The sequence below is a fragment of the Microbacterium imperiale genome (genome assembly GCF_017876655.1).
Classification (GTDB): Bacteria; Actinomycetota; Actinomycetes; order Actinomycetales; family Microbacteriaceae; genus Microbacterium; species Microbacterium imperiale.
On record NZ_JAGIOK010000001.1, the window covers coordinates 603,860 to 616,495 of the forward strand.

Consider the following 12,636-nt stretch of genomic DNA (forward strand, 5'->3'; position numbering starts at 1 on the left):
TTCGGAGGAGGAATCGTGGCAGGTCGCGGCAAGAACCGGGATGATCGGGCGGCGCAGGAGCGCGCCCGCCTGTACGCCGCCCGGCGCGAGTATCACGCCGGTCTGATGCGTCGCCGTTCCCGCGACAACCTCATCGCCGCCGTCGGCGGCGGCGTGCTGCTCCTCGGGCTGCTGGGGGCACAGGCTGCATACTTCACCGCCGGCCCCGGCGCCCCCGAGCCGACCGAGACGCCGGCGCCCTCGCCGTCCGCCACGCTTCCGGCATCCCCCGCGCCGTCGCCGAGCGACGCCGCTCCGTCATCGGAGCCGACTCCCTGACGCCCTGCGTACTAGGCTGTCGAGCGACCTGACCCCCAGGCGGCGAGAGCCGCGACGAGGTGCCTTCCGTGACTTCCACCCCTGACTCCACGACCACTCCCGCCGACGACGCCCCGTGGGGTCGCGTCGATGACGACGGCACCGTCTCGGTGCGCGAGGGCGACCAGTGGCGCGTCGTCGGCCAGTACCCCGACGGCACGCCCGACGAGGCCCTCGCCTACTACCAGCGCAAGTTCTCCGATCTCGCCGGTGAGGTCACGCTCGTCGAGGTGCGCCACCGTCGCGGCGGCGCGTCCGCGTCCGACCTGCGCTCGACCGTGGGAACGCTGCGATCGCGCATCACCGGCGCTGCGGCTGTCGGCAACCTCGCCGCGCTCGAGGCCCGCCTCGCCGCGCTCGAGACGGAGCTGAACGCGGCGTCCGAGTCCGAGGCCGCCGAGGCCAAGCAGGCCCTCGATGCGGCGATCGCCGAACGCACCGCCCTCGTCGAGGCCATCGAGGCCATCGCCGCACGCGATCCCCGGTCGATCCAGTGGAAGCAGACCTCGGCCGAGGTCACCGAGCTGTTCGAGCGCTGGCAGCGCCACCAGGCCGAGGGCCCGCGTCTGCCGCGCGGCACCGGCCAGCAGCTGTGGAAGCGGTTCCGCGACGCCCGCTCGATCATCGACAAGCACCGCCGCGAGTTTTACGCGAGCCTCGACGAGACGCACAAGAGCGCGCGCGACGCCAAGCAGCGCCTCATCGAGCGCGCCGAAGCCCTCGCGCCCCGCGGCGAGGATGGCATCGGCGCCTACCGCGAGCTGCTCGACCAGTGGAAGCAGGCCGGCCGCGCGGGCAAGAAGGCCGACGACGCCCTGTGGGCTCGGTTCAAGGCGGCGGGCGACGCGCTCTACGGCGCCCGCGCCGAGCGCGAGCAGGCCGATGCCGAGGCCTCGAAGGAGAAGATCGTCGCCAAGCGCGCCCTCCTCGACGAGGCAGCCGCGGTCGAGCGCGAGAAGGACACCGCCGCCGCGCGCGCGCTTCTCACCGGCATCCAGCGTCGCTGGGACGAGATCGGTCGCATTTTCCCCCGCGACAAGGAGCGCGCCCTCGACGACGAGCTCCGCAGGATCGAACAGTCCGTCCGTGCCCGCGAAGACGCCGACTGGAAGAACAACAACCCCGAGACGAAGGCGCGCCAGGGCGACATGCTCTCGCAGCTGCACGACGCCATCGGCAAGCTCGAGGCCGACCTGGCCACCGCCGAGGCCTCGGGCGACCAGCGCGCCATCGCGCAGGCGCGCGAGGCCCTCAGCGCACGGAAGGCCTGGCTCACCGCCCTCGGCGGCTGACGCTCTCCCCCGTCGCACTATCGCGGGCGCTCTCCACACCCGGAGGGCGCCCGCGGTCGTCGGGGCGGCCGGTCGGCCAGACTGCGGGTATGCCCTGGCCCTTCCTCTACCTCCCCGGCGAGACCCTGTCGGCCACCGAGCTCGCCGCCGCGCGGTTGGACGGCGACGTGGTCGAGGTCGGCGAGGCGTACATCCCCGCTGACGCCGTCGAAACCGCCGAGCTGCGCGCGGCCTCGCTGCGCCCGCTCCTGTCTCCCGGCGTCGCCGTTACACACGTGTCGGCGGCGTGGGTCCATGGTGCGCTCCCCGATCCGCCGGCGCGTCACACCGTGCAACGCAGCAGCGCGCGAAGGTTGCATCACGTCATCGACAACCGCCTGCACTACCGCGATCGGCGCGTCCCGCCCGAGGACGTCTCAGTCATCGGCGGCGTTTCGGTGACGACACCGGCGCGCACCCTCGGTGACCTCGTGCGCGGGGCATTCGCCGGGGGCGAGCAGCCCGCTGCCACCGCCATCGCGATGATCGAGCTGTTCCCCGGTCTCAGCGGGCGTGCAGCGGCCGCCCTCGCCGCGGCCGGACCGGTCTCCTTCAAGCGGCCCGCGCTCGAATGGCTGCGCCGACAGGCGGCTCAGGAGGAGGTGACGCGATACACGTCGTAGACGGCGTCGATGCGACGGACCGCGTTGAGCACGCGATCGAGGTGGACGGTGTCGCCCATCTCGAACACGAACCGACTCAGCGCGAGACGGTCGTTGTTGGTCTGCACCGACGCCGAGAGGATGTTGACGTGGTGCTCGCTGAGTACCCGGGTCACGTCGCTCAGCAGTCCGGAGCGGTCGAGGGCCTCCACCTGGATCTGCACGAGGAACAGGCTCTTGGTCGTGGGCGCCCACGTCACCTCGATGAGACGCTCCGGGTCCTGCATGAGCGACTCGACGTTCGTGCAGTCGGCGCGGTGCACGGACACTCCGCTGCCGCGCGTCACGAAGCCGACGATCTCGTCGCCGGGAACGGGGGTGCAGCACTTCGCGAGCTTGACCAGGATGTCGGGCGCGCCCCGGACGAGGATGCCCGAGTCGCTGTCGCGCTTCTGTCGCGACCGGCCCACGACGGGCAGGTCGATCGGGCCGGTCGAGGTGTCTTCTTCGGCCCGGACGAGCGCGGTGACCTTCTCGATCACGGACTGCGTCGAGACGTGACCCTCGCCGACCGCCGCGTACAGGGCCGTGACGTCCTCGTACCGCAGCTGATGAGCGACCTCGGTGAAGGCGTCCTGCCCCATGAGGCGCTGCAGAGGCAGGTTCTGCCGGCGCATGGCGCGCGCGATGGCATCCTTGCCCTGCTCGACCGCCTCTTCGCGACGTTCCTTCGTGAACCAGCCGCGGATCTTGTTGCGCGCCCGCGTGCTCTTGACGAAGCCCAGCCAGTCCTGGCTCGGACCGGCATCCGGGTTCTTCGACGTGAAGACCTCGACGACGTCACCGCTCGAAAGCGTCGACTCGAGCGGCACGAGGCGTCCGTTGACCTTCGCGCCCATGGTCCGGTGACCGACCTCGGTGTGGACGGCGTAGGCGAAGTCGACGGGAGTGGCGCCTGCCGGCAGACCGATCACGCGCCCCTTCGGCGTGAAGACGTAGACCTCTTTCGCCCCGATCTCGAAGCGCAGCGAGTCGAGGAACTCCCCCGGGTCGGCCGTCTCGGCCTGCCAGTCGGAGATGTGGGCGAGCCACGCCATGTCGTTGTCGAGCGCCTTGGCGTCGGACTTGCCGCCCGTCATCCGCTCCTTGTACTTCCAGTGCGCCGCGACGCCGAACTCGGCCTGCTGGTGCATCTCGTGCGTGCGGATCTGGATCTCGACGGTGCGGCCGCTCGGTCCGATAACGGTGGTGTGCAGCGACTGGTACAGGTTGAACTTCGGCGTCGCGATGTAGTCCTTGAACCGGCCCGGCAGCGGGGTCCACCGCGCGTGGATCGAGCCGAGCACCGCGTAGCAGTCGCGGACCGTCGTCACCAGGACGCGGATGCCGATGAGGTCGTAGATGTCGTCGAACTCACGACCGCGCACGACCATCTTCTGGTACACCGAGTACAGCTGCTTCGGGCGCCCCATGACGCGGCCGCGGATCCGCAGCTCGCGCAGATCGCTCTCGACCGCGTCGATGACGGTCTGCAGATACTGCTCGCGCTGTGGCGTGCGCTGCTTGACCAGGCTGTCGATCTCGGCGTAGAGCTTCGGATGCAGCACCGCGAACGAGAGGTCCTCGAGCTCGCTCTTGATCGCCTGGATACCCAGACGGTGCGCGAGGGGTGCGTAGATCTCGAGCGTCTCGGTCGCCTTCTTCGCCGCCTTGTGCGGCGGGACGAAGCCCCAGGTACGCGCGTTGTGCAGGCGGTCGGCGAGCTTGATGAGCAGGACCCGGATGTCGCGCGACATCGCCACGATCATTTTGCGCACGGTCTCGGCCTGAGCGGCGTCGCCGTACTTGACCTTGTCGAGCTTGGTCACGCCGTCGACGAGCATGGCGACCTCGTCGCCGAACTCCGCCGTGAGCTGGTCGAGACCATAAGAGGTGTCTTCGACCGTGTCGTGCAGCAGGGCCGCGGCGATCGCCCGCGGGCCGAGCCCGAGCTCAGCCAGGATCTGCGCGACAGCGAGCGGGTGGGTGATGTAGGGCTCGCCGCTCTGACGCTTCTGCTGCGCGTGCGCCCGCGCCGCGACCTGGTACGCGCGATCGATGATCGCGATGTCGCCCTTCGGATGGTGCGCGCGCACCGTCCGCACGAGCTGTTCCAGGCCTTCGCGGGGCGCCGCGCGCGAGAAGATCCGCGGGACGAGCCGGCGGAGCGAGCTCTGGGCAGGGGGCGGAGTGATCTCGGTCATGCCTTCACCTCCGCCATCCAGACCACGATTCTACGCGCGTCCGCCGCGGTCAGGCCGCGACCGCGGCGCGCTCGCGGGACTCGCGCACCCGGGCGTCGTTCGCCTTGATGCCCGGCTCGCTCTCGCGCATGAGCGCGAACAGAGGCACGGCGACGAACAGCGTCGAGTACGCGGCCACGAGCGTGCCGACGAAGATCGACAGCGAGATGTCGGTGAGGGTCTGCGCTCCGAGCCACAGGGCACCGATGAAGAGGATCGCTCCCGTCGGCAGGGCAGCGACGATCGTCGTGTTGATCGAGCGCACGAGCGTCTGGTTGGCGGCGAGGTTCACGGACTCACCGAACGTGCGTCCCGACTTCTCGCCGTCTTCGAAGGTGTTCTCGCGCACCTTGTCGAACACGACGGTCGTGTCGTACAGCGAGTACGACAGGATCGTCAGGAAGCCGATCACTGCCGCGGGCGAGATCTCGAACCCGAACAGCGAGTAGACGCCGACGGTCACCACGAGCACGTCGATGAGGCCGATGATGGCCGCGACCGACATCTTCCAGGTGCGGAAGTACAGCGCCAGGATGAGGAAGGTCAGCGCCAGGAAGATCGCCAGACCCCACAGCGACTGCCGCGTGACGTCCTGGCCCCAGCTGGGACCGATGAACGACGAGCTGACCTCGGCGGTCGGCACCTCGTAGATCTCCGCGAGCGCGGCGGTGACACCGCGGGTCTCGGCATCCGACATCTGATCGGTCTGCACGCGCACGGCGTCCTCGCCGATCGTGGTCACCTTGGTGCCCGCGCCCGGCACGACCGACTGCACGGCCTCGGTGGCCAGCAGCTGATCGGTGTTCGCCACGTTGGTGACGGTGAACTGCGACCCGCCCGTGAACTCGATCGAGAACTGCGGCGGCTTGACGATGAGCACGAGCACCGAAGCCAGCACGAGCGCCGCCGCGATGATGAACCACAGGGTGCGGCGAGCGACGAACGGGAACGAGAGCTTGCCGGTGTAGAGGTCGTTGCCGAACCGGTTGAAGAAACGCATCAGTCGTTGTCCCCCGTCGCACCGCGCGTATCGCCCGCGGCCTGTTCGGCGCGCTTGCGCTCCGCGATCGTCTGTCTGCGCTCGGCTTCACCGCGCGACTTCGCCGCGCGCCGCCCGGCGCTCGTCTTGGCGCCCGTCGCCACCGGGGCCCGGAACTGGGCCCGGCCGCGGTACACGGCACCGAGGGCCTCGGGGTCGAGGCCCGAGAGCTTGTGACCCGAGCCGAAGAAGCGCGTGCGCACGAGCAGCTGCAGCACCGGGTGGGTGAAGAGGATGAAGATCAGGATGTCGATCGCCGTGGTGAGGCCCAGGGTGAAGGCGAAGCCCTTCACGGTCGCGTCGGCCAGGATGTACAGCACGACCGCGGCGAGGATGTTGATCGACTTCGAGATGTAGATCGTGCGCTTGGCGCGCGACCATCCGTCCTCGACGGCGCTGGTGATCGACTTGCCGTCGCGCAGCTCATCGCGGATGCGTTCGAAGTAGACGATGAACGAGTCCGCGGTGAAGCCGATCGTGACGATGAGGCCGGCGACACCGGCGAGGGACAGGCGGAAGCCCATCCGCCACGCGAGGATCGCCAGCGCCGCATACGTCAGCACCGCCATCACGACGAGCGAGGCGATGATCACCGTTCCCAGGGCGCGGTACACGACGAGCGAGTAGATCGCGACGAGCGCCAGGCCGATGAGGCCCGCGATGAGGCCGATCTGGAGCTGCTGCGAGCCGAGGGTCGCCGAAATGGTGTTCGTACTCTGTACCTCGAAGCTCAGGGGCAGCGCGCCGAACTTCAGCTGATCGGCGAGGATCTTCGAGCTGTCCTGGTCGAACGAGCCGGTGATCGACGGCTTGCCGGTGAGGATGACGGCATCCATCGACGGCGCCGACAGCACGCTGCCGTCGAGCACGAACGCGAACTGGTTCAGCGGCGGCTGCTGGCCGTACAGTCGCTGGCTGATCTTGCCGAAGGTCTCGGTGCCCTCGCGGTTGAACGTGATGTTCACGGCCCAGCGGCCGGTCTGCTGCTCGAGGCCGTTCGTGGCGTCCGAGATGGCCGACCCGTCGAGCTCGACGGGACCGAGGATGTACTTCGCCGTGCCGGTGCGGTCGCACGTGATGAGCGGCTGGTCGGCCGGCGCGTCGGCCGGATCGTTCGTGGGGTTCGCGCAGTCGTAGGCGAGGAACTGCGCCTGCAGGGCCTCGGTGATCCACGCCGGGTCGCTGCCGTTGGTGGGCGCGACGGACGGCGTCGCGGGCAGCGCCGGGTCGGGCGTGGGGTACGGCGTCTGCTGCCCGTCCTCGCCGACGAAGCTCGTCGCCGGCGATCCGGTGTACAGCACAGCGCGCAGCTGCAGCTGAGCCGACGCCTCGATCCGCTCGCGCGTCTCGTCGTCCACCTCGCCCGGCAGCTGCACGACGATCTGGTTCCCCGACTGCGTCGCGATGTCGGCCTCGACAAGGCCGGATGCGTCGACGCGCTGACGGATGATCGACGCCGCCTGCTGCATCTGCTCGGCCGACGGCGTCGTGCCCTCGGACTGCGCCTCGAGGATGATCTGCGTGCCGCCCTGCAGGTCGAGCGCGAGCTCAGGGGTCCAGGAACTCGCCTTGAAGACGTACACGCCGAGGGCGTTGACGCCGAACAGCAGCGCCGTCAGCACGATGAGTCCGGTCAGCGCGCGCCAGGCACGGCGCACAGGAGTGGATGTCGCCACGGGTAGGTCAGCTTTCGTCGTGCGAGCGCCGGGGGGACCGGCGGATCAGGCGCGGGGCTTGTCGTCGCGGTCGGCGGCACCTTCGGGCGCGGCGTCCGCGGCCTTCGCGCGAGCCGCGTCGTCGCTGGCCGACGTGATCAGGCCCTGCTCAACGTCGGCGACGTACTCGTCGTGGTGCTCCTCGGCCTCGATGTACTCGTCCTCGGTGACGGTGCCCTCAGCGGGGTCGACGACCCGCAGGATCGCCTGGCTGTGGACCTCGACCTCGACACCCGGGGCGAGCTCGACGCGAGCCGACTTCGAGAGGTCCTCGCCGTCGTACTCGACGATCGTGCCGTAGAAACCGCCCTGCAGCAGCACCTTCGCGCCCGGCGTCAGCTGGCGCGACTTCTCCTCCTGCTCGACCTTCATCCGCTGCGCGCGGCGCCGCTGGCTCCAGAACATGAAGACGATGAGCAGCGCGAGGATGATCAGCAGACCGTACTCGGCGAAGAACTGCACCGCCGGGTTCGCGGGAGGAGCGTCGGCCGGGGTGGTGGCGAAGGGGAGCATGGAGGTGGGAGCACCTTTCACGGGTCGGCACGCGAAGAATGCGCAGCCTCGGGATTCGTCGGCGAGAAGCCTTCAGCGATTATAGGTCATCGATCTCCAGCGCCCCGTCTGCGCGCGGTACGCCCAGGTGCCGGTACGCCGAGGGCATCGCGACCCGTCCTCGCGGCGACCGGCCCACGAAGCCGATGCGCACGAGATAGGGCTCGACGACCGACTCGATCGTCTCGGCCTCCTCGCCCACCGTCACGGCGAGGGTGTTGAGCCCGACCGGACCGCCGCCGAAACGCCGCACGAGCGCCTCGAGCACGGCACGGTCGAGGCGGTCGAGACCGATGGCGTCGACGTCGTAGAGGTCGAGCGCGGCCGCGACATCCGCCTCGCTCGCCCCCGCGGCCGTGTCGCCGTGGACGACGACGAAGTCGCGCACGCGGCGCAGCAGCCGGTTGGCGATCCGCGGCGTGCCCCGCGAGCGTCGGGCGATCTCGGCGCGGGCGGCCGGCGGGACGTCGACGGCCAGCACACTCGCGGAGCGCGCGATGACGCGCTCGAGCTCGTCGGGTTCGTAGTACTCCATGTGCGCGGTGAAGCCGAAGCGGTCGCGCAGCGGGTTGGGCAGCAGGCCCGACCGAGTCGTCGCCCCGACGAGGGTGAACGGCGCCAGTTCGAGCGGGATGCTGGTCGCCCCCGCACCCTTGCCGACCATGATGTCGATGCGGAAGTCCTCCATCGCCAGATACAGCATCTCTTCGGCGGAGCGCGCCATCCGGTGGATCTCGTCGATGAACAGCACCTCGCCGGGAACGAGGCTCGACAGCAGCGCCGCGAGGTCGCCCGCATGCTGGATCGCCGGTCCGCTCGACATGCGCAGGGGCCGGCCGCTCTCGTGCGCGACGATCATCGCGAGCGTGGTCTTGCCCAGGCCCGGCGGGCCGGAGAGCAGGATGTGGTCGGCGGGACGGTCCTGCATGCTCGCCGCCTGCAGCAGCAGCTCGAGCTGTCCGCGCACCTTCTGCTGGCCGACGAACTCCGCGAGCGACGTGGGCCGCAGCGCCCCCTCGACGGCGAGCTCGGTCTCGTCGGCGGCGAGGCCGTGCGCGTCAGACACCGGTCTGCTCCGGGCGAGCGGGGCCGAGGTGCGCGAGAGCGAGCTTCAGCAGCCCGGGCACGGACGCCGGAGCGCCCTCGGCGGCGGTGACCTGCGCGACCGCGTCGGCCGCGACCCGCTCGCTCCACCCGAGCGCGACGAGCGCGGCGACGACCTGACCGGCGAGCGTGCCGGCCCCCGCGGCGGTGCCCGACGCCGGCGCTGCGGCGGGACTCGCCTGCAGCTTGCCGGCGAGCTGCAGGACGATGAGCTTCGCCGTCTTGGGCCCGATGCCCGACACCCGCCGGAACGGGGCGTCGTCCTCGGCGGTGACCGCCTGCGCGATCTGATCGACGCTGAGCGACGACAGCACACCGAGCGCGGACTTCGGGCCGACCCCGGTCACCCCGATGAGCAGCAGGAAGGCGGTCAGCTGCTCGCGCGTCTCGAAACCGAACAGCGACAGCGCATCCTCACGCACGACCAGGTTCGTATGCAGCACGATCTCATCGCCGACGTGGAAGGAACGCGGGATGTCGGGAGTCACCGCGACCGAGAACCCGACGCCCCCGACGTCGATCACGACGCTGTCGGGCTCGAGGTGCAGCACGGTGCCGCGCAGGGAGGAGATCATGCTCCGAGCCTAAGCGCAGCTTCGCAGGTATGTTCGACCGACACGCATCCGAGCGCCGGACGGCCCTTCGCCGCCGACGCGCCTCAGCGGCGCGACAGGCGCTCGGCGTCGGCCCAGGCCCGCTGCGCCGGGGTCAACGCAGTGGACGATCCGGCGGCCGCGGCGCTCCCCCGCCGCCAGGCGTGGCAGATGGCCAGCGCGAGCGCATCCGCGGCGTCCGCGGGCTGAGGCAGGGCATCCAGGCGCAGCACCCGCGCGACCATCGTCTGCACCTGGAGCTTCTCGGCCGAGCCGTATCCCGTGATGGCCGCCTTGACCTCAGAGGGCGTGTGGGTCGCGGCATCCAGGCCATTCTCGGCCGCCACCAGCAATGCGATGCCGCTCGCCTGCGCCGTCCCCATGACGGTGCTGCGATTGTGCTGGGCGAAGACGCGCTCGACGGCCACGACGTGCGGGCGGTGCTCCGCGATGACCTCGCGCAGCCCCGCCGCGATCGTCGCGAGCCGGCGCTCGATGGGCAGGTCGGTGGCGGACCGGACGACCCCGACATGCACGAGGGCGGCGGATCGATCGCGGGCGACGTCGACGACCCCCACGCCGCACCGGGTGAGGCCGGGGTCGACGCCGAGGACGCGCAGCGGGGAGGTCACTCCCCCACGCTAGGGCCCAGTTCGCCCGCGGCGGCGCCGACACCCGCGAAACGCGCAGTTCCCGGCATCCCGCGCAGAACAAACTGCGCACGATGCCGGGAACTGTGCCGGATGCCGGGTGGGCTTACTCCTCGTCGTTCTCGAGCTCGGCCTGCACCTCGGCGGTGAGGTCGAAGTTGCTGAAGACGTTCTGGACGTCGTCGCTGTCTTCGAGGGCGTCGATGAGACGGAACACCTTGCGAGCCGTGTCGGCGTCGATCTCGACCTTGAGCGAGGGCACGAACTCGACGTCGGCCGACTCGTACTCGAGGCCCGCCTCCTGCAGCGCCGTGCGCACAGCGACGAGCTCGGACGGGTCGGTCACGACCTCGAAGCCCTGCGCGTGCGGCTCGACCTCTTCGGCTCCCGCCTCGAGAGCCGCGAGCATGACGTCGTCCTCGCTGGCGTTGTCGTCGGAGACGACGATGACGCCCTTGCGATGGAAGTTGTACGCGACCGAGCCGGGGTCGGCGAGCGTCCCCCCGTTGCGCGAGAGCGCCGTGCGCACTTCGGCGGCGGCGCGGTTCTTGTTGTCGGTCAGACACTCGATGAGCAGTGCGACGCCGTTGGGGCCGTACCCCTCGTACATGATCGAGGTGTACTCGACGGACTCGCCGCCGATCCCCGCCCCGCGCTTGACCGCACGATCGATGTTGTCCTTCGGGACCGAGGTCTTCTTGGCCTTGAGGACGGCGTCGAAGAGCGTCGGGTTGCCCTGCAGGTCGGGGCCGCCCAGCTTCGCCGCGACCTCGATGTTCTTGATGAGCTTGGCCCACGACTTGGCACGACGCGCGTCGACGACGGCCTTCTTGTGCTTGGTCGTGGCCCATTTGGAGTGACCGGACATGCGCGCAATCTTACCGGGACGACAGCGAGGCCTCGCGGACGCGCGCGAGGAATCGCTCGTGGAAGCGCCGTTCGCCCGACACCTCGGGATGAAACGCCGTCGCCAGCAGCCGTCGCTGCTCGACCGCGACGATCCCGCCGTCGGGAAGCCGCGCGAGGACGCGCACGGCCGGGCCCACCTCGGTGATGAGCGGGGCCCGGATGAAGGACGCGGGCACCGAACCGCGGAAGCCCTCGACGGCGAGCGCCGTCTCGAACGACTCGTTCTGCCCGCCGAAGGCGTTCCGGCGCACGGTGGCGTCGAGGCCGCCGAAGGTCTCCTGACCGGAGATGGCGCCCTCGACGCGGTCCGCGAGCAGGATCAGCCCGGCGCACGTGCCGAAAACCGGCAGGCCCCGGTCGATGGCGGTGCGGATCGGCTGCTGCATCCCGAAGGCGCGCGCGAGCTTGTCGATGACGCTCGACTCCCCACCGGGCAGCACGAGCCCGTCGACGGCTTCGAGGTCGGCGGGTCGGCGCACGAGCGATACCCGTGCGCCGAGACCGTCGAGCATGCGGACGTGTTCGCGCACGTCGCCCTGCAGGGCCAGGACCCCGACCCGGGGAGTCATCCCGTCGGTCACACGCTCACCAGCCGCGCTCGGCCAGCCGGTGCGGCGCCGCGAGGTCGGCGACGTTGATGCCGACCATCGCCTCTCCCAGCCCCCGTGACGCCGACGCGATCACGGCGGGGTCGTCGTGGAAGGTCGTGGCCTTCACGATCGCGGCCGCCCGGCGCGCCGGGTCGCCGGACTTGAAGATGCCCGACCCCACGAACACGCCGTCGGCACCGAGCTGCATCATCATCGCCGCATCGGACGGCGTCGCCACGCCGCCGGCGGTGAACAGCACGACCGGCAGCGCACCGGTCGCGGCGACCTCCGCGACGAGCTCGTACGGCGCCTGCAGCTCCTTGGCCGCGACGTAGAGCTCGTCGGGTGTGCGCGACGCGAGCGCCCGGATCTCGGCGGTGATGGTGCGGATGTGGCGCGTCGCCTCCGAGACGTCGCCGGTTCCGGCCTCGCCCTTGGAGCGGATCATCGCCGCACCCTCCGTGATGCGCCGCAGCGCCTCGCCGAGGTTGGTCGCACCGCACACGAACGGCGTCGTGAAGCCCCACTTGTCGATGTGGTTGGTGTAATCGGCGGGCGACAGCACCTCGGACTCGTCGATGTAGTCGACGCCCAGCTCCTGCAGCACGCGCGCCTCGACGAAGTGCCCGATCCGAGCCTTCGCCATCACCGGGATCGACACCGCGGCGATGATCTCGTCGATGAGGTCGGGGTCGCTCATACGCGCGACGCCGCCCTGTGCGCGGATGTCGGCGGGAACCCGCTCGAGCGCCATGACCGCGACGGCGCCGGCGTCCTCGGCGATGCGCGCCTGATCGGCGGTCACGACGTCCATGATGACGCCGCCCTTCAGCATCTCGGCGAGCCCGCGCTTCACGCGGGCGGTTCCGGTGGCGATCTGATCGTTCGACACGAGGGACTCCGTTCTCGGCC

The 12,636-nt window shown here is 70.3% G+C and carries 13 protein-coding genes; 3 read left to right on the top strand and 10 right to left on the bottom strand.

From position 1 onward, the window contains the following. The first annotated feature begins 15 nt into the window (after positions 1–15). From JOF37_RS02955 to JOF37_RS02965, 3 genes are all read left to right on the top strand, one after another. Positions 16–318 carry a dioxygenase gene (locus JOF37_RS02955; protein WP_210004934.1) on the top strand — a complete coding sequence of 101 codons (303 nt, stop codon included), beginning with the start codon at positions 16–18 and terminating at the stop codon, positions 316–318. A 68-nt stretch (positions 319–386) separates the two neighbouring features. Next, positions 387–1,649, top strand: a complete 1,263-nt coding sequence (locus JOF37_RS02960; RefSeq protein WP_210004935.1) for a DUF349 domain-containing protein — start codon at positions 387–389, stop codon at positions 1,647–1,649. An 89-nt stretch (positions 1,650–1,738) separates the two neighbouring features. Then, entirely contained in the window at positions 1,739–2,311 is a 573-nt protein-coding gene (locus JOF37_RS02965; protein ID WP_210004936.1) for a type IV toxin-antitoxin system AbiEi family antitoxin, read from the top strand. Here JOF37_RS02965 and JOF37_RS02970 read toward each other — a convergent pair. The 10 genes from JOF37_RS02970 to pdxS all read right to left on the bottom strand — a co-directional run bounded on the left by JOF37_RS02970 (position 2,281) and on the right by pdxS (position 12,616). After that, a complete protein-coding gene (locus JOF37_RS02970; protein ID WP_210004937.1) occupies positions 2,281–4,533 on the bottom strand; it encodes a RelA/SpoT family protein in 2,253 nt (750 codons plus the stop codon). The two genes, JOF37_RS02965 and JOF37_RS02970, sit on opposite strands and share 31 nt — an antisense overlap. Positions 4,534–4,582: 49 nt before the next feature. After that, positions 4,583–5,572, bottom strand: coding sequence for a protein translocase subunit SecF (gene secF / locus JOF37_RS02975; RefSeq protein ID WP_210004938.1), 990 nt, complete (start codon positions 5,570–5,572; stop codon positions 4,583–4,585). Beyond that, on the bottom strand, positions 5,572–7,287 hold the full coding sequence (secD, locus tag JOF37_RS02980) for a protein translocase subunit SecD (protein WP_210004939.1): 1,716 nt from the start codon (positions 7,285–7,287) through the stop codon (positions 5,572–5,574). The genes secF and secD overlap by 1 nt, the downstream gene beginning before the upstream one ends. 45 nt (positions 7,288–7,332) lie before the next feature. After that, positions 7,333–7,839, bottom strand: coding sequence for a preprotein translocase subunit YajC (locus tag JOF37_RS02985; protein ID WP_210004941.1), 507 nt, complete (start codon positions 7,837–7,839; stop codon positions 7,333–7,335). 79 nt (positions 7,840–7,918) lie between these two features. Then, positions 7,919–8,944, bottom strand: coding sequence for a Holliday junction branch migration DNA helicase RuvB (gene ruvB, locus JOF37_RS02990; protein WP_210004943.1), 1,026 nt, complete (start codon positions 8,942–8,944; stop codon positions 7,919–7,921). Beyond that, positions 8,937–9,557 (bottom strand): Holliday junction branch migration protein RuvA, encoded by a 621-nt coding sequence (ruvA, locus tag JOF37_RS02995; protein WP_210004947.1) that lies wholly within the window; start codon positions 9,555–9,557, stop codon positions 8,937–8,939. The genes ruvB and ruvA overlap by 8 nt, the downstream gene beginning before the upstream one ends. A gap of 83 nt (positions 9,558–9,640) precedes the next feature. Then, positions 9,641–10,207 carry a crossover junction endodeoxyribonuclease RuvC gene (gene ruvC, locus JOF37_RS03000; RefSeq protein ID WP_210004952.1) on the bottom strand — a complete coding sequence of 189 codons (567 nt, stop codon included), beginning with the start codon at positions 10,205–10,207 and terminating at the stop codon, positions 9,641–9,643. 124 nt (positions 10,208–10,331) lie between these two features. Next, positions 10,332–11,093: a YebC/PmpR family DNA-binding transcriptional regulator gene (locus tag JOF37_RS03005; protein ID WP_210004953.1), complete on the bottom strand. Its 762-nt coding sequence runs from the start codon at positions 11,091–11,093 to the stop codon at positions 10,332–10,334. 10 nt (positions 11,094–11,103) lie between these two features. Next, entirely contained in the window at positions 11,104–11,703 is a 600-nt protein-coding gene (gene pdxT, locus JOF37_RS03010) for a pyridoxal 5'-phosphate synthase glutaminase subunit PdxT (protein ID WP_210004955.1), read from the bottom strand. A 16-nt stretch (positions 11,704–11,719) separates the two neighbouring features. Then, positions 11,720–12,616 carry a pyridoxal 5'-phosphate synthase lyase subunit PdxS gene (gene pdxS, locus JOF37_RS03015; protein WP_271174856.1) on the bottom strand — a complete coding sequence of 299 codons (897 nt, stop codon included), beginning with the start codon at positions 12,614–12,616 and terminating at the stop codon, positions 11,720–11,722. Between the last annotated feature and the right edge of the window lie 20 nt (positions 12,617–12,636).

What these genes read in the sequence shown, in the direction of transcription:
- JOF37_RS03005 (WP_210004953.1), bottom strand. Translation starts at nt 11,093, where the DNA reads ATGTCCGGTCACTCCAAATGGGCCACGACCAAGCACAAGAAGGCCGTC.
- secF (WP_210004938.1), bottom strand. Translation starts at nt 5,572, where the DNA reads ATGCGTTTCTTCAACCGGTTCGGCAACGACCTCTACACCGGCAAGCTC.
- JOF37_RS02965 (WP_210004936.1), top strand. Translation starts at nt 1,739, where the DNA reads ATGCCCTGGCCCTTCCTCTACCTCCCCGGCGAGACCCTGTCGGCCACC.
- pdxT (WP_210004955.1), bottom strand. Translation starts at nt 11,703, where the DNA reads ATGACTCCCCGGGTCGGGGTCCTGGCCCTGCAGGGCGACGTGCGCGAA.
- JOF37_RS02985 (WP_210004941.1), bottom strand. Translation starts at nt 7,839, where the DNA reads ATGCTCCCCTTCGCCACCACCCCGGCCGACGCTCCTCCCGCGAACCCG.
- ruvA (WP_210004947.1), bottom strand. Translation starts at nt 9,557, where the DNA reads ATGATCTCCTCCCTGCGCGGCACCGTGCTGCACCTCGAGCCCGACAGC.
- JOF37_RS02970 (WP_210004937.1), bottom strand. Translation starts at nt 4,533, where the DNA reads ATGACCGAGATCACTCCGCCCCCTGCCCAGAGCTCGCTCCGCCGGCTC.